The sequence below is a fragment of the Amycolatopsis sp. cmx-4-83 genome, assembly GCF_046548815.1.
Classification (GTDB): Bacteria; Actinomycetota; Actinomycetes; order Mycobacteriales; family Pseudonocardiaceae; genus Amycolatopsis; species Amycolatopsis pretoriensis_A.
This window is the reverse complement of sequence record NZ_JAEBEF010000013.1, coordinates 253,871-280,708: the sequence shown is the minus strand read 5'-3', so window position 1 is coordinate 280,708 and position 26,838 is coordinate 253,871. Positions and strand designations below refer to the sequence as shown.

General features: G+C 75.1%; 1 protein-coding gene. It reads right to left on the bottom strand.

Translation table 11 applies throughout. The annotated features are described in order from the left end of the window. Positions 1–11: 11 nt before the first annotated feature. On the bottom strand, positions 12–26,732 hold the full coding sequence (locus ACLJQM_RS37425) for a type I polyketide synthase (RefSeq protein WP_410635047.1): 26,721 nt from the start codon (positions 26,730–26,732) through the stop codon (positions 12–14). Positions 26,733–26,838 lie beyond the last annotated feature (106 nt).

Sequence of the window (26,838 nt, the reverse complement as noted above, 5' to 3'; positions counted from 1 at the left end):
GTTCATCGGGGTCAGGTGGCCTCGCCGTCGAGCGCCGCGCGGACCAGGTCGTCGACCGACATGCCGTCGAAGTCGGCGGCCCCGTCCCCGGCCGGGTCGGGCCCGGCCAGGCGGCGCAAGGTGTCCAGCACGCCGCTTTCGCGCAGACGCGCCGGGGAAACGGCCGCGAGCAGGGCCCGCAGCTCGGTGTCCAGGTCATCGGGGACCCGCTCGTCACCGACGAGCTGCCGCACCAGGTCGGCGGCGAGCACGGCGGGCGACGGCTGGTCGAACACGAGCGTCGCGGGCAGGTCGAGCCCGGTCGCCGCGGCCAGCTGGTTGCGCAGCTCGATCGCGCTGAGCGAGTCGAAGCCGAGCCCGGAGAACGGCCGCTCCGGGTCGACCGCGTGCGGCCCGGCGAATCCGAGCACCGCGGCGACCTGGGTGCGGACGACGTCGAGCGCGGCCTTCTCGCGGTCCGGCACCGGCAGCTTGCCCAGCCGCTCCCGCAGCACGACTCCCACTTCGACCGGCGCTTCCGCGGTGAGCCGCTGGTACTCCGGCAGATCGGTCAGCAGTGGTGCCGGCCGGGCCGCGGTGAAGGTCCGCAGGAAAGTGGCGTGGTCGATGTCGGCGACCACCGGAGCCGCGTCGGCCGCGACCACCACCTGCGCGAACGCGGTGAGCGCGAGCTCCGGCGGAATCGGCCGGGTGCCGGTGCGCTGGGCGCGGGAGGCCGCGTCGGCGGTCTCGGCCATACCCGCTCGCCAAGCGCCCCAGGCGATCGAGGTGCCCGGCAGGCCGTCCGCGCGCCGGCTTTCGGCGATCGCGTCGAGCACGGCGTTCGCACCGGCGTAGTTCGCCTGGCCGGCGTTGCCGACCGAGCTGGACGCCGAGGAGAACATCGCGAAGACGTCGAGGTCGAGTTCGCGGGACACGCGGTCGAGGACCAGCGCGGACTCGGCCTTCGCCGCGAACACGGCGTCGAACCGGTCCGGGCCGTAACCCTCGAGGACACCGTCGTCGAGGACGCCGGCCGCGTGGATCACCGCGGTGACGTCGGCGGTGAGCAGGTCACGGACGGCGGCCGGGTCGGTCAGGTCACAGGCGACGACCGAGGCCCGCGGGCCCAGGTCGGCCAGCAGCGCGACAGCGTCCGGGGTGTCCGGGCCGCGGCGGCCGGTGAGCACGACCCGCGCGGCGCCTTCGCTCAGCACCCAGCGGGCGACGTGCTTACCCAGCGCGCCGGTCCCACCGGTGACGACGACGGTGCCGCGCGGCTGCCACGCCCGTGGCGACGGACCGGCCGGGGCCCGCATGAGCCGCCGGGCGAAGGTGCCCGCCGCCCGCACCGCGACCTGGTCTTCGGTCCCGGCGAGCACCGCCCCGAGCCGGGCGAAAGCGTGTTCGTCCAGGTCAGCCGGTAGGTCCACGAGGCCGCCCCAGCGCTGCGGCTGCTCCAGCGCCGCGACACGGCCCAGGCCCCACAGCGCGGCCTGCGCGATCGAGGTGACCCGGTCCGACGGCACCGCGGTGACCGCGCCGCGGGTCACGCACCACAACCGGGCCGCGCTGCCGGCGAGAGCCTGCAGCAACGCGGTGGTGGCCGCGGCACCCGCGGTCGGCGTCGATTCGTCCAGGCCCAGCAGGGAGACGACGCCGATGACGTCGTCGGGCAAGGTCTCGGAGCCGGAGAACTCCACCAGCTCGGCGCCGAGCGCCTTGACCACGCCGGCGACCCAAGGGTCTTCGGCGAAGCCGGCGGGCACGACGACCAGCCACGTCCCGTCCGGCACCGCACCCGCAGCGCCGCCGAGCGGCTTCCAGGCGACGCGGTACCGCAGCTCGTCCACAGTGGACTGCTGCGCCCGGCGGTGCTGCAGGTCGAGCAGGGCGGGCAGCACGGCGTCGAGCGCGGCGCGGTCGACGTCGATCTCCTTGGCGAGCACGTCGGCGTCCAGGCCGGTCAGGAAGTCCGGCGTGGCGGTCGCGGCGACCGGGGTGTCCGGCCAGAAGCGCTCGTGGTGGAACCGGTAGGTGGGCAGGTCGACCGGGCGCGCCCCGGCGAACAGCCCGGCCCACTCCACCGGGGTGCCGCCGACGTCGAGCCGGGCCAGCGCGGAGAGCAGCGTCGGCTCGTCCTCGCGGCCGGCGCGCAGGGCGGCGGTCACGGTGGCGGACTCGCCGGTGAGCGTCCGGGTGAGCGCGGCGAGGGTGCGGTCCGGGCCCAGTTCCAGGTACTTCGTGACGCCGAGCGAGTCGAGCGCGGCGACCGCACCGGCGAACAGCACCGGACGGCGGACGTGCTCGGCCCAGTACGCCGGGCTCCCGAGCTCGCCGGTGACCGGGGACGCGGTGACGGTGGACACGACCGGCAGCACCGGCGGGGCGAACTGCACCCCCGCGGCGATCCGCTCGAATTCGTCCCTCATCGCGTTCATATGTGACGAGTGAAACGCGTGGCTGACCCTTAAATGTCTAGTCTTTCGGCCGCGGGCCGCGACGAGCTCCGCGACCTCGGCGACCGCGTCGGTGTCTCCGGAGACGACCACGGCTTCGGGTCCGTTGACCGCGGCGATCGACAGCGGCCGCCCGCTGATCAGCTCTTCCGCCTCGATCTCGGTGACCTGCAGCGCGGCCATCGCCCCGCCCGGCAGCTCCTGCATGAGCCGGCCGCGGGCGGCGACCAGCGTGCAGGCGTCGGCCAGCGACAGCACCCCGGCCGCGTGGGCGGCGGCGAACTCGCCGATCGAGTGCCCGGCCAGGTGGTCGGGCCGCACGCCCCACGACTCGACGAGCCGGTAGAGCGCGACCTCGACGGCGAACACCGCCGGCTGCGACCACCGGGTCTGCGCCAGCACGCCGGCGTCGTCGCCGAAGACGACGTCCCGCAGCGAGCCGGGCAGGTCGAGGTCCAGGTGCGCGCAGGCCTCGTCGAACGCGGCGGCGAACACCGGGAACCGTTCGTACAGGTCACGGCCCATGCCCGGGTACTGCGACCCCTGCCCGGAGAACAGGAACGCGAGCTTCCCGGCCGCCGGCCGGCCGGTGTGCACCAGCGGTGACGACGTCCCCGCGGTGAGCGCGCCGAGCCCGGTCAGCAGTTCCTCCCGGTCCCCGGCCACGACGACCGCCCGCGACTCGAACCACGCGCGGGTCGTCGCCGCGGAGAAGGCCACGTCGGGCAGCGCGAGTTCGGGGTGCGTGACCAGGTGGTCCCGCAGGGCGCGGGCCTGGGCCCGCAGCCCGTCGTCGCTGCGCGCGGACAACCGGACCGGCACGGTCGCCGGAGCGGCGGCCGGGCGCGGCTCCACCGCCGGGGCCTGCTCCAGCACCAGGTGGGCGTTGGTGCCGCTGGCGCCGAACGCGGAGATCCCGGCCCGGCGGGGGTGCCCGGTCTCAGGCCACGGCCGGCTCTCGGTGAGCAGCGCGACGCGGCCCGCCGACCAGTCGACGTGCTCGGACGGCTTGTCCACGTGCAGGGTCTTCGGCAGCAGCCCGTGCCGCATCGCCAGCACCATCTTGATCACCGCGGCCGCACCGGCCGCGGCCTGCGTGTGGCCGAGGTTCGACTTGACCGAGCCGAGCAGCAGCGGCTGGTCGCGGTCACGGCCGTAAGTGGCCAGCAAGGCTTGCGCTTCGATGGGATCGCCGAGCTTCGTGCCGGTGCCGTGCGCCTCGACGGCGTCCACTTCGGACGGTGCCAGCCCCGAGACGGCGAGGGCGCGCTTGATCACGCGCTGCTGGGCCGGGCCGCTGGGCGCGGTGAGCCCGTTGGACGCGCCGTCGGAGTTGACCGCCGAACCCCGCACCACGGCGAGGACCGGGTGCCCGTGGCGGCGCGCGTCGGACTCGCGTTCCAGCACGATCATGCCGACGCCTTCGGACCAGCCGGTGCCGTCGGCGGCGTCGGCGAAGGCCTTGCAGCGCCCGTCCGGGGACAGCGCGCCCATCTCGCCGAACTCGACGAACCCGGTCGGGCTCGACATCACCATCACGCCGCCGGCGACGGCCAGGGAGCACTCCCCCGTCCGCAGTGCCTGCGCGGCCAGGTGCAGCGCGACCAGCGAAGACGAGCACGCGGTGTCGACGCTGACCGACGGGCCTTCCAGCCCGAGTGCGTAGGAGACGCGGCCGGAGAGCAGGCTGGCCGCCTGCGCGGTGGCCTGGTGACCGGGGGTGTCGGTGGGCGGGGTGTAGTCGCCCGAGCCGCCGCCGATGTAGACGCCGGTGTCGCCGCCGCGCAGCCCGGTGGCGTCGATGCCGGCGCGTTCGAAGGCCTCCCACGCCACTTCGAGGACGAGCCGCTGCTGCGGGTCCATCACGATCGCCTCGCGCGGCGCGATCCCGAAGAAGCCGGGGTCGAACTCGGCGGCGTCGTGCAGGAAGCCGCCTTCCTTGGCGGCGCTGCTGCCCGGGCCGTCGCCGGTGAGCGTGGCCAGGTCCCAGCCGCGGTCGGCCGGGAAGCCGCCGACGACGTCCCGTTCGTCGACGACCGCCCGCCAGAGGTCTTCGGGCGAGCCGATGCCGCCGGGGTAGCGGCAGCTCATGCCGACGATGACGACCGGGTCGTCCCCGAGCGCCGCCGGAGCGGCTTCGGTGGTGACTTCTTCTTCGTCGCCGAACAGCTCGGTCAGCAGGAACGCGGTCAGCTCGCGCGGGGTCGGGTGGTCGAACACCAGCGTGGCCGGCAGCCGCAGCCCGGTCTCGGTGCTCAGGACCGTGCGCAGGTCCATCGCGGTGAGCGAATCGAAGCCCAGCGCGGAGAACGCGCGGTCGGCCTCGATCCGGTCGGTGCCGGGGTGGCGCAGCACGGTCGCGGCCGCGGTCCGGACGAGGTCCAGGACGACGTCGGACCGTTCGCCCGGAACCAGGTCGCGCAGGCCGGAACCGGTCGACGGCGCCGGGGTGAACAGCGGCGACAGCAGCGGGCTCGGGCGCGCCGCCGTGAACGCCGGGCCGAAGCGGTCCCACCGGACGTCGGCGACGACCGTGGTGAGGTCGGCGGACCGCACGGCGGTGCGCAGCGCGGCCGTGGCGGCGGCCGGGTCGAGCACGGGCAGCCCGCTGTCGCGCAGGTGGGCCTCGTCCTCGCCGGTGCCCGCCCACGCCGCGAAGGCGACGACGGACGCGGGTTCGCCGCGGTCACGGCGTCGCCGCGCGAAGGCTTCCAGTTCGGCCGCTTCGGCGGCCTCGTCGCCGCGGCCGCGCACGCCCCAGACCCCGGCGATCGAGGTGAGCAGGACGAACGCGTCGAGCGGCCACTCGGCGTACCGCCTGGCCTCTTCGAGGCTCCCGCTGTGGATGACCGCGTCCGGCGGCGACGCCAGCGCGGCCGGATCGCGGACGACGTCGACCCCGGTCAGGTGGTCGGCGAGGAGTGCGGCGGGTCCGTCGCCGGTGACGAGCACGGTGCCGCGCGGCTCCCAGCGCTCCCCGCCCGCGGTGGCGCGGGTCAGACGGCGGCCGTAGACCCCGGCCGCGCGGACGGCGACCTGGTCTTCCGCCCCGCCGAGCACCGCGCGCAGCCGGGCCGCGGCGCGGGTGTCCAGCTCGGCCGGGACGTCGACGAGCCCGCCCCAGCGCTGCGGGTCGTGCAGGGCCGCGACGCGGCCGAAGCCCCACAGCGCGGCCGGGCCGTCGACGCGTTCGGCCGGGGTGACCGCGACCGCGCCGCGCGTCAGGCACCAGACCGGGACGTCGACCTCGGCGAGGAGTTCCCTCGTTCCCGCAACGGTTTCCCGCAGCGACACGACGAGGTCGGCGCCGGCCGGGTCGCGGCCGGCCCCGAGGGCTTCGGTGACCCGAGCGGCCCACTCGGCGTCGTCGCCGGGGACGACTGCGATGTTCGCGGCCTTCGGCTCGGGCCCACTGTCATGAGGGGCACCCTCATGGCCTTTATGTCCATGAGGGTGCCCCTCATGACGCGCGGCGAGCCCAAGCGGGGGCGCGACGGTGACCGGCTGCCAGGTGATCCGGTAGCGCAGTTCGTCGGCCGCGGCCGCTTCGGCCTGCTTGCGCCGCCACGCGGCGAGCGCGGGCAGGACCGCGTCGAGCGTGGCCGGTTCGATGGCGAGCTGGTCGGCGAGCCCGGCGGTGTCCGCGCGGTCGACCGAGGCCCAGAAGCCGTCGTCGGCCGGCCCGCTCGTGACCACCTCGGGCCAGTACCGCTCGTGGTCGAAGGGGTAGGTCGGCAGTTCGGTGCGGCGGGCGCCGGTGCCGGCGAACCATGCGGCCCAGTCCGGGTCGACGCCCGCGGTGAACAGCGTGCCCAGCGCGGCCGCGGCACTGTCCTCTTCGGACCTGCCCCGGCGCGCCAACGGGACGACCACGCGGTCGCCGGCCGGTTCGACCAGCGGTGCCAACGCGGCGTCGGGCCCGACCTCGACGAACAGCGACACCTCGGCCAGCCGGTCGAGGGCGTCGCCGAAGCGGACGGTCTCGCGCACGTGCCGCACCCAGTACTCGGGCTCGGTGACGTCGCCGTCGCTGACGAGCGGGATGACCGGGGCCGCGAACCGCAGCCCGGTCACGACAGTGCGGAACTGCGGCAGCATCGGGTCCATCAGCGGCGAGTGGAAGGCGTGGCTCACGGTCAGCCGCCGTCCGCCGCCGAAGGTTTCGGCCACCGCGAGCACGGCGTCCTCGTCGCCGGAGAGCACGACGGACTCCGGGCCGTTGACCGCCGCGATGGCGACGCCGTCGGTGAGCCGCGTGCGGACGTCGGCTTCCGAGGCGCGGAGAGCGACCATCGCGCCGCCTTCCGGCAGCTCCTGCATCAGCCGGGCCCGGGCGGCGACGAGCGTGCACGCGTCTTCCAGCGAGAACACCCCGGCCACGTGCGCCGCGGCGACCTCGCCGATCGAATGCCCGGCGACGAAGTCCGGGCGCACCCCCCACGACGCCAGGAGCCGGAACGCGGCGACCTCGAACGCGAACAACGCGGGCTGCGCCCGGCCGGTCCGGTCCAGTTCGGCCGCGTCCTCGCCCCAGGCGACGTCGCCCAGCGGCATCCCGAGGTGCGCGCAGACCTCGTCCCACGCGTCGGCGAACACCGGATACCGCGCGTACAGCTCGCGGCCCATGCCCAGGCGCTGGGCGCCCTGACCGGAGAACAGGAACGCGGTGACCCGCTCGCGGGCCACTCCCCGGCTCACGACCTCGCCGCCGACCAGCACGGCGCGGTGGTCGAGCGCGGCCCGGCCGGTGGCCAGGGTGTACCCGGTGTCGAGCGCGTCGCCGGCCACAGTGGACAGCAGCGCGTCCAGCGCCGTCTCGGAACGCGCCGACACCGGCCACGGCACGACCGCGGGTGCGGTGCCGGGCGCGGCGTCCCGCACGGGCGGGGCTTCCAGGATGACGTGCGCGTTCGTGCCGCTGACCCCGAACGACGACACGGCCGCCCGGCGCGGACGGGCCGTCTCCGGCCACGCGGTCGCCTCGGTGACCAGGTCGAGCGCGCCGGCCGTCCAGTCCACATGGGACGTCGGCGCGCCGACGTGCAGCGTCTTCGGCACCACGGCCCGGTTGAGGGAGAGCACCATCTTGATCACGCCCGCGGCACCCGCGGCGGCCTGCGTGTGCCCGAGGTTGGACTTGACCGACCCCAGCAGCACCGGCGTCTCGCGGTCCTGCCCGTAGGTGGCCAGCAGTGCCTGGGCCTCGATCGGGTCACCGAGCGTCGTCCCGGTGCCGTGCGCCTCGACGACGTCGACGTCCGAAGTGGACAGACCGGCGTCGGCCAGCGCCGCCCGGATCACGCGTTGCTGCGACGGGCCGTTCGGCGCGGTGAGGCCGTTGGAAGCGCCGTCCTGGTTGATCGCGGACCCCTTCACCACGGCGAGGATCTCGTGGCCGTGCCGGAGTGCGTCGGACTGCCGCTCGACGACGAGCACGCCCGCGCCTTCCGACCAGGCCGTGCCGTCGGCGTCGTCGGAGAACGCCTTGCAGTGCCCGTCGGCGGCGAGGCCGCCCTGGGCGTCGAACTCGGTGAACGAGAACGGGCTGGTCATCACGGTGACGCCGCCGACCAGGGCCAGCGAGCATTCGCCGTCGGTCAGTGCGCGGGCGGCCCAGTGCAGCGCGACCAGCGACGAAGAGCACGCGGTGTCGACCGTGACGGCCGGGCCTTCCAGGCCGAGGGTGTAGGACAACCGTCCGGAAAGGACACTCGCCGTGGTGCCGGTGGCCATGTGCCCGGCGACGTCGGCGTCGGAGTTGAGCAGCAGCCCGGTGTAGTCCTGGCCGTTGGTGCCGACGAAGACGCCGGTGTCGGTGCCGCGCAGGCTCGCCGGGTCGATGCCGGCGTGCTCCAGCGACTCCCACGACGTCTCCAGCAGGAGCCGCTGCTGCGGGTCCATCGCCAGTGCCTCGCGCGGGGAGATGCCGAAGAAGCCGGCGTCGAACCCGGCAGCGTCGGGCAGGAAGCCGCCGTGGCCGTCGCCGAGCTTCGCGAGGTCCCAGCCGCGGTCGGCCGGGAACGGCCCGATCGCGTCGCCGCCGTCCTCGAGGAGCTGCCAGAAGGTGCGCGGGGAGGTGACGCCGCCGGGGAAGCGGCAGCCGATGCCGACGATCACCACCGGGTCGCCGGCGGCGGCGCGGGTGGTGACCGTGGTGCCGGCCGGTGTGTCGGCGCCGAGCAGCTCGCCGAGCAGGAACGCCGTGAGCGCGCGCGGGGACGGGTGGTCGAACACCAGCGACGACGGCAGCGCGAGCCCGGTGGCCGCGCCGATGCCGTTGCGCAGCTCGACCGCGGTGAGCGAGTCGAACCCGAGGTCGGCGAACGCGGCGTCCGGGGCGACCGCGCCGGCGTCGGCGTGGCCCAGCACCATCGCGACCTGCGTGCGCAGCAGGCCCAGCAGGTGCTTCTCGCGGTCGGCGGGCGGCAGCGCGGCGAGGGTGCCGCGCAGGTCGCCGCGCTCCCCCGCTTCCCGGGCTTCGCTGAGCACGGCCTTCGCCCGCGGCAGGTCGGCCAGCAGCGGGAACGGCCGGCCGATCGTGAAGGCCGGGACGAACCGCGCGAAGTCGATGTCCGCGACCAGGATCCCGGTGTCGCCGGCGCCGATCGCGCGCCGCATCGCCGCGACGGCCCGGTCCGGCGGCAGCAGCGCGAGCCCGCCGCGGCCGACGCGGTCCTGCACCCCCGCGTTGCCGCCGAGCATGCCGGCGCCCGCCCACGGGCCCCACGCGATCGACGTCGCCACGCGGCCGGCCTCCCGGCGGCGCGCGGCGAGCGCGTCGAGGTGGGCGTTGGCGGCCGCGTAGTTGCCCTGCCCGGCCGCGCCGAACGTGCCGGCGGTCGAGGAGAACAGCACGAACGCGTCCAGGTCGAGGTCCGCGGTCAGCTCGTCGAGGTGCTCCGCGCCGGCGCACTTCGCCTCGAACACGGCCGCGAACTGCTCCGCGGTGAGGGAGTCGGTGGTGCCGTCGTCGACCACACCGGCGGTGTGCACGACGGCGGTCAGGTCCGGGATCGTGGCGATGACCCGGCCGAGGGCGTCGCGGTCGGCGACGTCGCAGGCTTCGAGGGTGACGCGGGTGTTCAGCTCCTCGGCCAGCTCGGCCGCACCCGGAGCGTCCGGGCCGCGGCGGCTGAGCAGCACGAGGTGGTCGGCGCCCGCATCGGCCAGCTGTCGCGCGACCTCCGCGCCGAGCCCGCCGGTACCGCCGGTGATCAGCACCGTACCCCGCGGGGTGTAGTCCGTTATACGACCTGCGGGTGCGGTGGTGAGGCGGCGGGCGAAGACGCCCGAGGGGCGGATGGCGACCTGGTCTTCGTCGCCGATCCCGCGCAGGACGGCGAAGAGGCGGCCGGCCGCGCGGGCGTCGAGGACCTCGGGGAGGTCGACGAGCCCGCCCCAGCGTTGCGGCTGTTCCAGGCCCAGCACCCGGCCGAGGCCCCAGAGCGCGGCCGCGTGCGGGTCGGGCGCGGGGTCCGCCGCGCCGGTGCTGACGGCGCCGCGGGTGCCCCACCACAGCGGGGCCTTGTCCCCGAGTTCCCGCGCGAAGTGCAGCGATTCGGCGGGGTCGGACAACAGCGAAAGCACGTGGTCGGCTTCGGGCAGCTCGGCGCCCGGCTCGACCCGGGTACCGCCGAGGGCTTCGGCGACCGAGTCCGCCCACGGGTCGTCGTGGGCCACGACCAGCACCCTGCTGGGCGCGGCGGGTTCGGCGCGGACCGGGCTCCAGACCACGCGGTAGCGCCAGTCGTCCACTTCGGACTCTTCGCGCACGCGGTGGCGCCACGCGGTGAGCGCGGGCAGGACGGTGCCGAGCGCGTCGCGGTCGACGTCCAAGGTGGTCGACAGCTCTTCGACGTCGGCCGCTTCCAGCGCGGTCCAGAAACCGGTGTCGGCTTCCGGTGCCGCGGCGGCGGGTTCCGGCCAGTAGCGGGACCGCTGGAAGGCGTACGTGGGCAGGTCGATCCGGCGGGCGCCGGTCCCGGCGAAGAACGCGGCCCAGTCCGGCCGGTACCCGCGGGAGTGCAGGTCGGCGAGCACCGCGGCGACGGTCTCCTCCTCCGGCCGGTCCTTGCGCAGCATCGGCTTCGCGGTGGACAGCGCCGACAGGACCGCGTCGGGCCCGAGTTCGACGTAGGCGGTGACCCCGGCTTCGTCCAGGGTCGTGAGGGCGTCGGCGAACCGGACGGCCTCACGGGCGTGCCGCACCCAGTAGTCCGGGCCGTCGACCGGGTCGGTTCCGTCCACCGCCGAGACGAACGGCAGTTCCGGTGCCGAGAAGGTGAGCCCGGCGATGGCGGCGCGGAACTCGTCCAGCACCGGGTCCATCGACGCGGAGTGGAAGGCGTGCGACACGGTGAGCCGCCGGGTCTTCCCGAACCGTTCCGCGAAGGCGAGCACGGCGTCCTCCGGTCCGGAGACCACAATGGACTCCGGGCCGTTGACCGCGGCGACGTCGACGCCGTCCGGCAGCTGCGCGCGGACGGCCGCCTCGGTCGCCCGGATCGCGACCATCGCGCCACCGGCCGGGAGGGCCTGCATGAGCCGGCCGCGGGCTTCGACCAGCGTGGCCGCGTCGGCCAGGGACAGCACCCCGGCGACGTGCGCGGCGGCGATCTCGCCGACCGAGTGCCCGGCGACGTGGTCGGGCCGCACGTCCCAGGACTCCAGGAGCCGGGCCAACGCGACCTCGATCGCGAACAGCGCCGGTTGCGCGTACCGGGTTTCGTTCAGCAGCGCGGCTTCCGGCGTGCCCGGCTCGGCGAAGAGCACGCTCCGCTCCAGCTCGAGGTGCGCGAGGACTTCGTCGAGGGCCTCGGCGAACACCGGGAACCGCTCGTACAGCTCCCGCCCGGCGCCGGGCCGCTGGCTGCCCTGGCCGGTGAAGAGGAACGCCGTCGTGGGACGGGTGGCCGACGTGCCCCGCAGGACGTGCGGGGCGGGCTCGTCCTCGGCGATCGCGGTCAGACCGCTTCGGACATCCTCGGCCGTCGCGGACAGGATCACAGCGCGGTGGCTGAGGTCCGCGCGAGCCGTGGCCAGGGTGAAGGCCAGGTCGGCCGGTTCGCCGGGCCACGCCCTGAGCCTGGCGGCTTGGGCGCGCAGGGCTTCCGGTGTCCGGGCCGAGACCACCACGGGCACGGTCCCGAGCGTCATCGGCTCCGGCGCCGCGGCCGGTTCGGGGGCCTGCTCCAGTACCGTGTGGACGTTCGTGCCGCTCAGGCCGAACGAAGACACCGCGGCTCGCCGGGGTTTCCCCGTGTCCGGCCAGTCGGCGGTCTCGTCGAGCAGCCGGATGGCGCCGCCGGACCAGTCGATGTGCGACGACGGCGTGTCCGCGTGCAGGGTTTTCGGCAGCACGCCGTGGCGCATGGCCATGACGAGCTTGACCACGCCGGCGATGCCCGACGCCATCTGCGTGTGGCCGAGGTTGGACTTGACCGAGCCGAGCAACAGCGGTCGTTCGCGGTCACGGCCGTAGGTGGCCTGCAGCGCCTGGACCTCGATCGGGTCGCCGAGCGGCGTGCCGGTGCCGTGGCCCTCGACCGCGTCGATGTCCGAAGTGGACAACCCGGCGCTCGCGAGGGCCTGGCGGATGACACGTTGCTGGGACGGGCCGTTCGGGGCGGTCATGCCGTTGGACGCGCCGTCGGAGTTCATCGCCGAGCCGCGGACGACCGCGAGGATCTCGTGACCGTTGCGCTGGGCGTCGGAAAGGCGCTCGACGAGGACCAGCCCGACGCCCTCGGCGAGGCTCATGCCGTCGGCGTCGTCGGAGTAGGCCTTGCAGCGGCCGTCGGGCGCCATCGCGCGCTGGCGGCTGAACCCGATCCACGGCGCCGGCGTCGCCATCACCGTGACCCCGCCGGCGAGCGCGAGCGAGCTCTCGCCCGAGCGCAGCGACTGGCACGCCAGGTGCAGCGCGACCAGCGACGACGAGCACGCCGTGTCGAGCGTGACGGCCGGGCCCTCCAGCCCGAACAGGTAGGCGATCCGGCCGGAAAGGACACTCGACACCGCGCCGGTGATCATGTGCCCTTCGGAGCCCTCGGCCGCGTTGAGCACGGTCGAGGCGTAGTCCTGGTAGCTGGCGCCGACGAACACGCCGGTCCGGCTCCCCCGCGCCGCGGCCGGGTCGACGCCCGCGCGTTCGAAGGTCTCCCAGGCGACTTCCAGCAGCAGGCGCTGCTGGGGGTCCATCGACAGGGCCTCGCGCGGGGAGATCCCGAAGAAGCCCGCGTCGAAGTCCGCGACGCCGTCGAGGAACCCGCCGAGCGTCGAGTAGGTCTTGCCGCTGCGGTCCGGGTCGGCGTCGAACAGCCCGGCGGCGTCCCAGCCGCGGTCGGGCGGGAACGACGAGATCGCGTCGCCGCCGCCGATGATCAGGTCCCACAACGCTTCCGGCGAGGTGACCCCGCCGGGGAACCGGCAGCTCATGCCGACGATGGCGATCGGCTCGTCCACGGCGGTGGCCGCGACGACGGTCTCGCCGGCCACCGGGCCGTCCAGGGTGGACAGGATGAAGCCGGCCAGGGTGTCGGCGTTCGGGTAGTCGAACACGACCGTGCTGGGCAGGCTGAGCCCGGTCACGACCTCCAGGCGGTTGCGCAGGTCGACCGCGGTGAGCGAGTCGAAGCCCAGCTCGCGGAAGGCGCGATCGGCTTCGACGGCGTCGCCACCGGAGTGGCCGAGCACGGCGGCCGCTTCGGCGCGCACGAGGTCGACGACGAGCCGCCGCCCGGCGTTGGCGGGGAGCGCCCGGACCCGGCTCGCGAACGCCGAGGCGTCCGCGGTGTCGTCGGCCGCTTCGGCGAGCTTGCGGACGGCCGGCAGCTCGGAGAACAGCGGGCTGGGCCGCACCGACGTGAACACCGGGTGGTAGCGGTCCCAGTCGAGGTCGGCGATGAGCAGCGAGGTTTCGTCGTCGGCCAGGGCGCGCTCGAGCCCGGCGAGCGCCAGGCGGGGTTCCATGAACCGCAGGCCGCTGCGCAGGATCCGGCCGGGGTCGACCCGGCCCAGCTCGCGGTCGTCGGCCCAGATCCCCCAGGCGACGGTGGTCGCGGGCACCCCGCGGGCCCGCCGCTGCTCGGCGAGGGCGACGAGGTGGGCGTTGGCGGCCGAGTAGGCGCCGTGGTCCCCGCTGCCCCACAGGCCGGCGGTCGAGGAGTACATCACGAAGTGCTCGAGTTCGCCGTCGTCGAGGAGTTCGTCGAGGACGCTGTCGAGGTTGGTGGCGCCGGTGACCTTGGCGTCGAGCACCTCGGCGAAGGCGGTCGCGTCGGTGCCGGTGAGCGGGGCCAGCGCGATGTGGGCGGCGGTGTGCACGACGGTGGTGATCCGCCGTCCTTCGCCTTTGAGCCGGCCGATCAGCGCGGCGACGGCATCCCGGTCGGTGACGTCGAGCGAGACCACCTCGGCCGACGCCCCCAGCTCGTCCAGGAGGGCTTGGGCGTTGGGCGCGTCCGGCCCGCGACGACCCGTGAGCACGAGGTGCCCGATGCCTTCCGCAGCGAGCCAGCGGGCCAGGTGCGGCCCGAGGGTGCCGGTCCCGCCGGTGATGACGGCGGTCCCGTGGGCGCGCCAGGGCCGCTGGGGCGCACCGCTGACGGGGGCGGGCACGAGCCGGCGGGCGAAGACGCCACCCGAGCGGACCGCGAGCTGGTCTTCGTCCCCGGCCCCGGCGAGCACAGCGACGAGCCGCCGGGCGGCCGCGGCGTCGAGCGTTTCGGGCAGGTCGACGAGCCCCGCCCAGTGCGCGGGGTGTTCGAGGGCGGCGGACCAGCCGAGCCCGTGCACCTGGGCTTGCGCCGGGTCCCGGACGGGATCGGCGGGCCCGGTGGAGACGGCGCCGCGGGTCAGCGCCCAGACCCGGGGCGCGGGCTCGGCCCCGGCGACGGCCTGGACGAGCGAGAGGGTGCGGAGGAGACCGCGGTCGAGGCCGGGGTGGCCGGTCGGGGTGTGGTCGGCGGCGAGGAGGGAGACGATCCCGGTGACCCCGTCGAGGTCCCCCAGTGCGGCGGCCACGTCGTCGTCCTCGATGGCGGCCACGCGCACGTCGGCGCCGTGAGCGCGCAGAACGTCGGCGACGTCGTCACCACTGCCGAGGACGAGCCAGGTGCCGGTCAGCGTCGTGCCGGCCGGGCGGACCGGGCGCCACGCGATCCGGTAGCGCCAGGAGTCCACCGTGGACTCGTCGTCGCGGCGGGCGTGCCAGGCCGACAACGCGGGCAGCAAATCCGTCAAAGCGTTCTGCTGCCGGTCGTCCAGGTCGAGCAGGCTCGTGAGCCCCGCCCAGTCGTCGCGGGCGATGGCCTGCCACAGCTCGTCGTCGGCCGGAGCCACCGTCGCGTCGGTCTCGTCGATGGCCCAGTAGTGCTCGTGCTGGAAGGCGTACGTCGGCAGGTCGATCCGCCGCCCGCCGGTGAGGGTGTCCGCCCAGTCGACCGCCACCCCGCGGGTGTGGGCCTCGGCCAAGGACTTCAAGAAGCGCTCGACCCCGCCGTCGTCGCGGCGCAGCGTGCCCAGCGCCGTGACCGGGACGCCGGCCGTCTCGGCCAGCTCGCCGATCGCCATGCCGAACACCGGGTGCGGGCTCGACTCGACGAACACCGCGTGCCCGTCGGCGACCGCGGCCGACAGCGCCGCGGCGAACTCGACCGTGCCACGCAGGTTCCGGCACCAGTACTCGCCGGTCAGCTCGGCCGGCTCGACCAGCCCGCCGGTGACCGTCGAGTAGAACCGGACTCCGGTCTCACGCGGGGACACCGGCGCCAGCAGCTCCGCCAGCTCGGCGGCGATCCCGTCGACCTGCGGCGAGTGCGCGGCGAAGTCGACACCTTCCAGGCGCCACCGCATCAAGCCGGCCTTCGCCAGGCGGACTTCCAGCTCCGCCAAGGCAGCGGGCTCGCCGGACACGGTGATTGAGCGTGGCCCGTTGACCGCGGCGACCGCGATCCGGTCGGCCAGCTCCCCGATCAGCGAACGGACCTCGTCCCGGCTCGCGACGACCGACAGCATCGCGCCGTGCCCGGAAAGCCGCTCGGCGATCAGCTTCGACCGCAGCGCGACCACCCGCGCACCGTCCTCGAGGGACAACGCACCCGCGACGCACGCGGCCGCGATTTCCCCCTGCGAGTGCCCGATCACGGCGACCGGCTCGACGCCATGCGCGCGCCACAGCTCGGCGAGCGACACCAGCACGGCCCACAGCACCGGCTGGACGACGTCGACGCCGGTCAGGGCGTCGTCGTGCAGCACGTCCGCGAGTGACCAGCCGACGAAGGGGTCGAGCGCGGCGGCGCACTCGGCCAGCCGTCCGGCGAACACCGGCGACGTGGTCAGGAGTTCGCGCGCCATGCCGGCCCACTGCGAGTCCTGGCCGGGGAAGACGAACACCGGCGCGCCGGACCGCTTGGCCGTGCCCTGCACGAGCGCGGGGTCGGCGGTGTTCCCGGCGAGCGCGGTCAGGCCGCGCCGCAGGTCGGCGATGTCTTCGCCGACGACCACGGCGCGCTGTTCGAACGTCGCGCGGTGGTGCGCGAGCGTCCGGCCGACGTCGACCGGGCGCTCGTCCCCGAGGAAGTCCAGCAGCCGCAGCGCCTGGACCTTCAACGCGGGCGCGCTCTTCGCCGACAGCGGCCAGACGACCGGGCCGGTGTGCTCGGGCGTCGCGGCTTCTTCGGCCGCGGGCGCGGCTTCGATGATCGCGTGGGCGTTGGTGCCGCTGATGCCGAACGACGAAACGCCGGCGCGGCGCGGGTGCCCGGTCTCCGGCCACGCCGTTTCCTCGGCGAGCAGCTCGATCTCGCCGGCGGTCCAGTCGATCTTCGTGGACGGCTTGGCCACGTGCAGGGTACGCGGCAGCACGCCGTGGCGCATGGCGTGCACCATCTTGATCAGGCTCGCGACCCCGGCGGCCGACTGCGTGTGCCCGATGTTGGACTTCACCGAGCCGATCAGCAGCGGGCGTTCGCGGTCACGGCCGTAAGTCGCCTGCAGCGCCTGGACTTCGATGGGGTCGCCGAGCGCGGTGCCGGTGCCGTGCGCGTCGAGCGCGTCCACTTCGGACGGTGCGAGACCGGCGTTGGCCAGCGCCTGGCGGATCACGCGCTGCTGCGACGGGCCGTTGGGCGCGGTGAGGCCGTTGGACGCGCCGTCGGAGTTGACCGCCGTGCCGCGCACGACGGCGAGGATCGGGTGCCCGTGGCGCTGGGCCTCGGAAAGCCGTTCCAGCACGAGCATCCCGGCGCCCTCGGCGAGGGACATGCCGTCGCCTTCGTCGGAGAACGCCTTGCAGCGGCCGTCGAAGGCCAGCGCGCGCTGGCGGCTGAATGCGACGAACGGGTCGGGCGAGGCCATCACCGTGACACCGCCCGCGATGGCGAGTTCGGACTCGCCGGAGCGCAGCGACTGGCAGGCCAGGTGCAGCGCGACCAGCGACGACGAGCACGCCGTGTCGACGGTGACCGACGGGCCCTCGAAGCCGAACAGGTACGACAACCGTCCGGAAAGGACACTCGGGATGGTGCCGGTGACGAGGTGGCCTTCGGTGCCGTCGCCGGTGGCGACGCCGTAGTCCTGGAAGCTGGAGCCGACGAACACGCCGGTCCGGCTGCCGCGCACGGCCGCCGGGTCGACGCCCGCGCGTTCGAAGGCTTCCCAGGAAACTTCGAGCAGCAGCCGCTGCTGGGGGTCCATCGACAGGGCCTCGCGCGGCGAGATGCCGAAGAAGCCGGCGTCGAACTCGGCGGCGTTCTCGAGGAACCCGCCGAGCGTCGAGTAGGTCTTGCCGCCGCGTTCGGGATCGGGGTCGAACAGGCCGGCGGCGTCCCAGCCGCGGTCGCCGGGGAACGCCGAGATCGCGTCGACGCCGCCGGTGACCAGGGTCCAGAGCTCTTCGGGCGTGGTGACGCCGCCGGGGAAGCGGCAGCCCATGCCGACGATGGCGATCGGCTCGTCGGTGGCCCCGGTCGCGGCGGCCACGGCGTCGGCGGCGCCCGGGCCGTCGATCTCGGCGCGCAGGAACGCGACCAGCGCGAGCGGGGTCGGGTGGTCGAAGACGAGCGTCGCGGGCAGGGCGAGGCCGGTGGCGTCGGCGAGGTGACGGCGGAATTCGACGGCGGTGAGCGAGTCGAACCCGAGGTCGCGGAAAGCGCGTTCTTCGGCGACGGCGTCCGCGGTGACGTGCCCGAGCACGGCGGCGGCCTCGGTGCGGACGAGGTCGAGCAGCGCGCGGTCGCGTTCGTCCTCGGACATCCCGGCGAAGCGGGCGGCGAAGGCGCTGACGACGGCGCTCACCGGCTCGGCCCGGGTCTCGGCGAAGGCGTCGAAGAGCCGGGTGGCGCGGGTGGCGGTGAAGACGGGCAGGAAGGTGTCCCAGGCGACGTCCGCGACGACGACGGCGGTGTCGTCGCGCACCAGGGCGCGTTCGAGCTCGGCGAGGGCGCTCGCGGTCGGCAGGAAGCCGAGCCCGCGCCGGCTCAGCTGGCCGGCGACGTGCTCGTCGGTGGCCATGCCCTCTTCGGCCCAGGCCCCCCAGGCGATGGAGGTGGCCCGGCGCCCCTTGCCGCGGCGCGCCTCGGCGAGGGCGTCGAGGTAGGCGTTGCCGGCGGCGTAGGCGGCCTGGCCCCCGCTGCCCCAGACGCCCGCGACGGAGCCGAAGAGCAGGAAGAAGTCGAGGTCGTGCCCGGCGAGGAGGGCGTCGAGGTGCGCGGCGCCCTGGGTCTTGGCGGCCATGACGCGGGTGAGTTCGGCGAAGTCCGTGGTGTGGACGGGGTCCATGGCCTGCGCGATGCCGGCGGTGTGGACGACGCCGGAGATGCCGGCGTGCTGCTGGAGGAGCGTTTCGACGGCTTGGCGGTCTCCGATGTCGGCCTTGGCGATGGTGACGCGGGCGCCGGCGGCGGTGAGTTCTCGTTCGAGCGCTTCCGCGCCGGGGGCATCGGGACCGCGGCGGCTGACGAGCACGAGGTGCTCGGCTCCGGCGCCGGCGAGCCACCGGGCGACGGACGCGCCGAGAGCGCCGGTGCCGCCGGTGATCAGGACGGTGCCGCGGGCTTGGAAGCGTCCCGGGGTTTCGGCCGGCTGGTAGCGCGTGATGCGGCGGCCGAAGGCGCCTTGCGGCCGGAGGGCGACCTGGTCTTCGCCGTTCGCGCCGGCGAGGACGGCCGCGAGCCGCCTTCCCGCGGCGAGGTCGAGGTCGGCCGGGAGGTCGACGAGGCCACCCCAGAGCGCGGGCTGTTCGAGCGCGACGGTGCGGCCGAACCCCCAGAGCCGGGCGGCCCGGGGGTCGGGCCCGTGGTCACCGGGGGTGGCGACGGCGCCGGTGGTGAGGCACCAGAGCCGCAGCCCGAGGTCGGCGTCGCCGAGGGCTTGGACGAGGGTGAGGAGGTCTTCGAGGCCCCGGTCACCGGTGGCGGGGAGGTGGATGACGCCCTCGGCCGGACCGGCGGCGGTGAGCGCGGCGGCAAGAGCGGCGCGGTCAGCGTCTCCAGGCCCATCGATCTGGTCGGCGACCGCGAGATCCGCCGTGGCGATGCGGGTCACCGTTGCGCCGTGGGCCACCAGCGCCGACTCGACCTCCGCTCCCTCCCCCGCGGCGGCCGTCACGAGCAGCCAGCGGCCGGTCAGTGCCGGGGTCTCCGCCGTGCGGAACGAGGTCCACTCCGTCCGGTACCGCCAGGACTTCGCCGTCTCTTCCGCCGCTCGGCGGTCGCGCCAGCCGGTCAGGGCCGGGAGCAGAGTCTCCAGGGACGACCGCTGGTCCTCCCCCAGGTCCAGCAGCCCGGCCAGCTCCGCGGCGTCGCCCCGGCCGATGGCCTCCCAAAGGGGGCCCTCCGACTGCTGTTCCGGGGCCCGCCGAACCGGGGTCGCCCAGTAGTGCTCGCGCTGGAACGGGTACGTCGGCAGATCCACCGTCCGGCCGCCGCCCAGGTACGTGCGCCAGTCGACCGCACACCCGCGGGTGTGCAACGTCGCCAGCGCCCAGACCGCCGACTCCGGCTCCGGGCGGTCCTTGCGCAGCAGCGGCACCGTGCCCGGCCGGTCCAGCAACGCCGACAGCGTGCCGTCCGGGCCCAGCTCCAGGTACGTCGACGCCGCGTCCGCGACCGTCTCCGTGAAGCGGACCGTCGCGCGCACGTGCTCGACCCAGTACTCCGGTGAGCACACGTCCCCGTGCGAGACGAAAGACAGAGCCGGCGCGGCGAAGTCCAAGGTGGAAACCACCGCACGGAACTCGTCCAGCATCGGGTCCATCAGGTGCGAGTGGAACGCGTGCGACACCGCAAGCCGCGTGGTCTTCCCGAACCGCGCCGCGACCGCCAGCACCGCCTCTTCGACGCCCGACAGCACCACCGACTCCGGCCCGTTCACGGCCGCCAGGTCGACACCGTCCACAAGGGCCGCCCGGACATCCTCTTCGGACGCCCGGACCGCCACCATCGCCCCGCCCGCGGGCAGCGCCTCCATCAAGCGGGCCCGAGCCGACACCAGCGTGCACGCGTCGGCCAGCGACAACACGCCCGACACGTGCGCGGCCGCGATCTCGCCGACCGAATGGCCCGCGACGACGTCCGGGCGCACGCCCCACGACTCCAGCAGCCGGAACGCCGCCACGCCGAACGCGAACAGCGCCGGCTGCGCGTTCCCGGTCCGCTCCAGCGCGGCCGCGTCCGTACCCCACACGACGTCGCGCAGGGCCGGGTCGCACCGGTCGAGCACGTCGGTGAACACGCCGGCGAACACCGGGAACCGCGAAGCCAGCTCACGTCCCATGCCGAGCCGTTGCGCGCCCTGGCCCGGGAAGACGAACGCCAGCCCACCGCCGGTGACCGACCCGGTCACCACGCCGGGAGCCGGGCCGCCGGCGGCCAGCGCGGCGAGTGCCGCAGGAGTGTCCGGGCCGAGCACCACGGCCCGGTGTTCGAACGCCGTCCGCGTCGTCGCCAAGGACCACGCCAGGTCGCCGCGCGGGAAGTCGAGCCGGGCCAGGTTCGCGGCCTGGGCGCGCAACCCCTCGGCGGTCCGCGCCGAAAGCAGCAGCGGTGCGTCCTCGAGAGTCTCGACGGGGCCGGACACGACCGCGGGGCCCGCTTCGAGCACCACGTGCGCGTTCGTCCCGCTGATGCCGAACGAAGACACACCCGCCCGGCGCGGCCGGTCGGCAGCGGGCCACGGCGTCGAAGAAGAAGCCAGCGACACGGCTCCGGCCGTCCAGTCGACATGGGACGAAGGCGTGGCCGCGTGCGGGGAACCCGGCACCGTGCCGTGCTCCATCGCCAGGACCATCTTGATGATCCCCGCGACACCCGCCGCGGCCTGGGTGTGCCCGATGTTCGACTTCACCGAACCCAGCAGCAGCGGCGTCTCACGGTCTTGGCCGTACGTCGCCAGCAGCGCCTGCGCCTCGATCGGATCGCCCAACGTCGTCCCGGTGCCGTGCCCTTCGACGACGTCGACGTCCGAAGTGGACAGACCCGACACCGCCAGCGCCGACCGGATCACGCGCTGCTGCGAAGGACCGTTCGGCGCGGTCAGGCCGTTGGACGCGCCGTCGGAGTTCACCGCCGAACCGCGCACCACGGCGAGCACGCGGTGCCCGTGCCGGCGCGCGTCCGACAGCCGCTCCAGCACCAGCACGCCAACACCTTCGGACCAGCCGACCCCGTCGGCCTCGTCCGCGTAGGACCGGCACCGGCCGTCCGGGGAAAGCCCGCGCTGACGGGAAAACTCGACGAACGAGTTCGGCGTGGACATCACCGTCACGCCGCCGGCCAGTGCCAGCGAGCACTCCCCCGACCGCAGCGCGTGCGCCGCCCAGTGCAGCGCCACCAGCGACGACGAACACGCCGTGTCCACCGTCACCGCGGGGCCTTCGAGGCCGAGCGCGTAGGCGACCCGGCCGGACACCACGCTCGACGCCGTCCCGCTGCCCTGGAAGCCTTCGAAGTCGCCGCCGGCCAAGACCAGGCCGTAGTCGTTGTACATCACGCCGGCGAACACGCCGGTCGCGCTGCCGCGCAGGGTCCGCGGGTCGATCCCGGCGCGCTCGATCGCCGTCCAGGACGCCTCCAGCAGCAGGCGCTGCTGCGGGTCCGTGGCCTCGGCCTCGCGCGGGCTCATGCCGAAGAACGCGGCGTCGAATTCGCCCGCGTCGTGCAGGAAACCGCCCTCGCGGGTGTAGGACGTGCCGGTGTGGTCGGGGTCCGGGTGGTACAGCGCGCCGAGGTCCCAGCCGCGGTTGACCGGGAACGGCGACGTCGTGTCGCGGCCCTCGGCCACCGCCGCCCAGAGGTCCTCCGGCGACGCGATCCCGCCCGGGAAGCGGCAGCTCATGCCGACGATCACGACCGGGTCGTCGTCGGCGACCGCGGTCCGGGTGACGGCCGGTCCGCCGGTTTCGGCGCCCAGCAGCCGGTCGCGGAGGTGGCCGGCGAGCGCGGCCGGGGTCGGGTAGTCGAACGCGGTCGTGGCGGGCAGCCGCAGGCCGGTGGCCGCGTCCAGCCGGTTGCGCAGCTCCACCGCGGTCAGCGAGTCGAAGCCCAGCTCGGCGAACGAGCGCGCCGGGTCGACCGCGCCCGCGCCGGCGTGCCCGAGCACGGCGGCGACTTCGCGGCGGACCAGGTCGGTCACCCGTGCGGCACGCCCGGCGTCGTCCAACGTGGACAGCTGCTGGGCCAGCCGGCCGGCACCGCCGGCGGTGCGCACCGCGCGGCGGGTGCCGACCAGCGAACGCAGCACGGCCGGGGGTTCCGGCTGCGCGGCGAGCACCGGGAGGTCGAAGCGGACCGGTACGACGGCCGGTTCGCCGGTCGTCAACGCGGCGTCGAACAGGGCGAGGCCCTCGGCCTCGGTCAGCGCCGGGATGCCCAGCCGCGCGAACCGGCCGCCGGCGGCGCCCGCCATGCCCTCGCCGCCCCAAGGGCCCCACGCCAGCGACACCGCGGGCAGTCCCGCGGAGCGGCGTTCCCGGGCGAGGGCGTCGAGGAACGCGTTGGCCGCGGCGTAGTTGGCCTGCCCGGCCGCGCCGAGGGTGCCCGCCAGCGACGAGAACAGCACGAACGCGTCGAGCTCGAGGTCGCGGGTCAGCTCGTGCAGGTGCCAGGCGGCGTCCGCCTTCGGCGCGAGGACCTTCGCGAGCCGGCCGGCGTCGAGGGTGTCGAGGAGCCCGTCGTCGAGGACGCCGGCGGCGTGCACGACGGCGGTGAGCGGGTGCGCGGCCGGGATCCCGGCCAGCAGCGCGGCGAGCGCGTCGCGGTCGCCCGCGTCGCAGGCGGCGACCGTGACGTCCGCGCCGAGCCCGGCCAGCTCGGTGACCAGCCCCTCGGGCGCGGCGCCGCTGCGGCCGGCCAGGAGCAGGTGCCGGACGCCGTGCTCGCGCACGAGGTGCGCGGCCAGCACCCGGCCCAGCTCGCCGGTGCCGCCGGTGATCAGGACGGTCCCGTCCGGGTTCCACGCGGGCGCCTCGCCGGTCGCCGTGCGCACCAGCCGCGGCGCCAGGACGCGCCCGTCGCGGACCAGGAGCCGGGGCTCGCCGGTCGACAGCGCCGTTTCCAGCACTTCGGTGGGCACGTCCTCGGTGGACTCGATCAGGACGAACCGGCCGGGGTGTTCCTGCTGCGCGGCCAGGACCAGGCCGCGCACGGCGGCGGCGGGGAGCGCGGCCGGGACGACCAGCGCCAGCCGGCGCGCGTCCTCGGTCAGCCGCTCCCGCAGCAACTCCAGGGCCTCCCCCGCGAGCGCGCGGGCGGCCTCGGGCGGGGTTCCGTCCGGAATGGACAGGGTGACGACGTCGGCGTCGTGACCGGTGACGCCGGTGACCGGTTCGGTCCAGTCCACCCGGTAGACGCCCCCGCCGGTCACCGGGGCCTCGGTCGAGATCGGCCGCACGGTGAGCGAGGCGGCCGTCGCGACGACGTCGCCTTCGGGCGTGGTCAACGACAAAGCCAAGGTGTCGTCGCCGGTTTTGCGCAACGCGACGCGCAGGGCGGTCGCGCCGACCGCGCGCACGGCGACGTCCTGCCACGAGAACGGCACCCCGCCCGGGCCGGCGAAGCAGGCCGCGGCGTGCAGGGCCGCGTCGAACAGCGCGGGGTGCAGGTCGAACGTCTCGGCCTCGACGTCGTCGGGCAGGGCCACTTCCGCGAACACGTCGTCGCCGCGCTGCCAGGCCGCGCGCAGCCCCTGGAACGCCGGGCCGTACTCGCGCTCGTCGTAGAAGCCGGTGAGGTCGACGGCGGTGGCGTCCGCCGGCGGCCAGGCGCCGGGGACGTCCACAGTGGATCCGATCCGCTCGGCCAGCCGGCCGACCGCGTGCGAGGTCCAGCTGACCTCGCCGTCGGGTCGCGAATGGACGGCCACCGGGCGGCGGCCCCGCTCGTCCGGCGCACCGACCCAGACCTGCACGACCACGCGCTCGCCGGCCGCGCCGAGCACCAGCGGGCGGGTCAGCGTCAGGTCTTCGACGTCCGGGCAGCCGGTCTCGGCACCGGCCCGGACGGCCAGTTCCAGCAGCGCGGTGCCGGGCACGACGACCACGCCGCCGACGCGGTGGTCGGCGAGCCAGGCGTGGGTGCCCGGGTCCAGCCGGCCGGTCAGCAGCAGGCCGCTGGCGTCGGCGACCTCGACCGCCGTGCCCAGCAGCGGGTGGTCGACGCTGCGCAGCCCGGCGGAACGCAGGTCGCCGCGGGCGCGGCCGGTGTCGCGCGGCCAGAACCGCTGCCGCTGGAAGGCGTACGTCGGCAAGTCGACCCGGGTCCCCGCGCCGTCGAAGAACGCGGTCCAGTCCACGGCGACGCCGTCGCCGTGCAGCCGGCCGAGCGCTTCGGCGGCCGACGTGGCCTCGTCGCGGTCCTTGCGCAGCACCGGCACGGCGAGCGCGCCGGGGACGTCGACCAGCGGCGTCAGCGCGGCTTCCGGGCCCACCTCGACGAAGCGCCGCACACCGGCGTCGGTCAGCCGGGCGAGGGCGTCGCCGAAGCGGACGGTCTCGCGGACGTGCCGCACCCAGAACTCCGGGTCGGTGACGTCGCCCGCGGTGACCAGCGGCACCGCCGGCTCGACGAAGGTCAAGCCCGAGACGACCTCGCGGAACGCGGGCAGCATCGGGTCCATCAGGGGCGAGTGGAACGCGTGGGACGCGCGCAGGCGGGTTGTGCGCTCGAACCGCGCGGCGACGGCGAGGACGGCCTCCTCCACACCGGACACCACCACGGCCGAGGGCCCGTTGACGGCGGCGATGTCGGCACCGTCCACCAGGGCCGCCCGGACGTCCTCTTCGGACGCGCGCACGGCGGCCATGGCCCCACCGGCGGGCAGCGCGCCCATCAGGCGGGCGCGGGCCGAGACCAGCGCGCAGGCGTCGTCGAGCGTGAGCACCCCGGCGCAGTGCGCGGCGGCGATCTCGCCGGCCGAGTGTCCCGCCAGGACGTCCGGGTGGACACCCCACGACGCCAGGAGCCGGAAGAGCGCGACTTCGACGGCGAAGATGGCCGGCTGGGCCTGCGCGGTGTCGGCGAGGCGGTCCGCGTCGGCGCCCCACACGACGTCCCGCAGCTCGGGCCCGAAACGGGCGAGGACCTCGTCGAACGCGGCCGCGAACACCGGGTAGGCACGGTGCAGCGCCCGGCCCATCCCGAGGTGCTGGGAACCCTGGCCGGTGAACAGGAACGCGGTCTTGCCCTTGACCCGCGGAGACGCGAAACCCGTCAAGTCACGCAGGGCCGCAACGACCTCGGCGACGTCCGAACCGACCACAGTGGACCGGACGTCGAACGCCGTCCGCGCGGTGGCCGCGGTGAAGGCCACATCGGCGAGCGGAGTCCCCCGCTCGAGCACGTCGGCCAGCCGGGCGGCCTGCGCCCGAACGGCGTCTTCGTTCTTGCCCGACACCAGGATCGGCAGCGGCCGCGCGACCCGCTCGGAGACCGGCTCCTCGACGGCCGGCGCCTGCTCGACGATCACGTGCGCGTTCGTGCCGCTCAGCCCGAACGACGAGACGCCGGCGCGCCGCGGTTCGCCGGTCTCCGGCCACGGCGTCGCCTCGGTCGCCAGCTCGACGCGTCCCGCGGTCCAGTCCACATGGGACGACGGCGTGTCCACGTGCAACGTCGGTGGGACGACGCCGTTGCGCATCGCCAGCACGACCTTGATCACCCCGGCGACACCAGCCGCCGCCTGGGTGTGCCCGAAGTTCGACTTGACCGAGCCGAGCAGCAGCGGCGCCGGCCGGTCCTGCCCGTAGGTCGCCATCAGCGCCTGCGCCTCGACCGGGTCACCCAGCGTGGTCCCGGTGCCGTGCGCTTCGACGACGTCGACCTGCGCGGGCGCGAGCCCGGACGTCTTCAGCGCCTCGCGGATCACGCGCTGCTGCGACGGGCCGTTCGGCGCGGTGAGCCCGTTGGTGGCGCCGTCCTGGTTGACCGCGCTGCCGCGGACCACCGCGAGCACCGGGTGCCCGTGGCGGCGCGCGTCGGACAGCCGTTCCAGCACCAGCACGCCCGCGCCCTCGGCCCAGCCGGTGCCGGCGGCGGAGTCGGCGAAGGAGCGGCAGCGGCCGTCCGGGGACAGGCCGCCCTGGCGGCTGAACTCGACGAACGTCGTCGGCGCGGACATCACCGTGACGCCACCGGCGAGCGCCAGTTCGGACTCGCCCGAGCGCAGCGACTGCGCGGCCAGGTGGAGTGCGACCAGCGAAGACGAGCACGCGGTGTCCACGGTGACGGCCGGGCCGACCAGCCCGAGGACGTAGGCGAGCCGGCCGGACAGCACGCTGTTCGTGTTGCCGGTCAGCAGGAAGCCTTCGGACGGGCCCGCCGCGCCGGTCAGGTACTCCTGCGCCATCGCGCCGACGAACACGCCGGTGCGGGTGCCCTTCAAGGCGGACGGCACGATGCCGGCGCGTTCGATCGCCTCCCACGCCGTCTCGAGCAGGATCCGCTGCTGCGGGTCCATTTCGGCCGCTTCCCGCGGCGAGATGCCGAAGAAGCCCGCGTCGAACTCGGCCGCGTCGAGCAGGAAGCCGCCGGACATCGCCGCTTCGCCGCCGTCCGCGGCGAGCGCGCCGAGGTCCCAGCCGCGGTCGGCCGGTAGCCCGGTGACGCCGTCACGCCCGGAGCTCAGCAGCTCCCAGAAGTCCTCGGGGCCGGCGACGCCGCCGGGGTAGCGGCAGCCGAGCCCGACGATCGCGATCGGCTCGGCCGCGCGGCTCTCCAGCTCCGCCAGCTTCTGCTGGGTGCGCACGAGGTCCGCGCTCGCCCGCTTGAGGTAGCTCCGCAGCTTCTGTTCGTTGTCCATGAATCAGCAACCCATCCCGACACGACGGCGAGCGGTGCGCCCCGGTGACGGCTGCTGCTCCGGCAACCCGGCGCCCGGCGGTGTGGCCGCCCGGGGCGCGAATGTC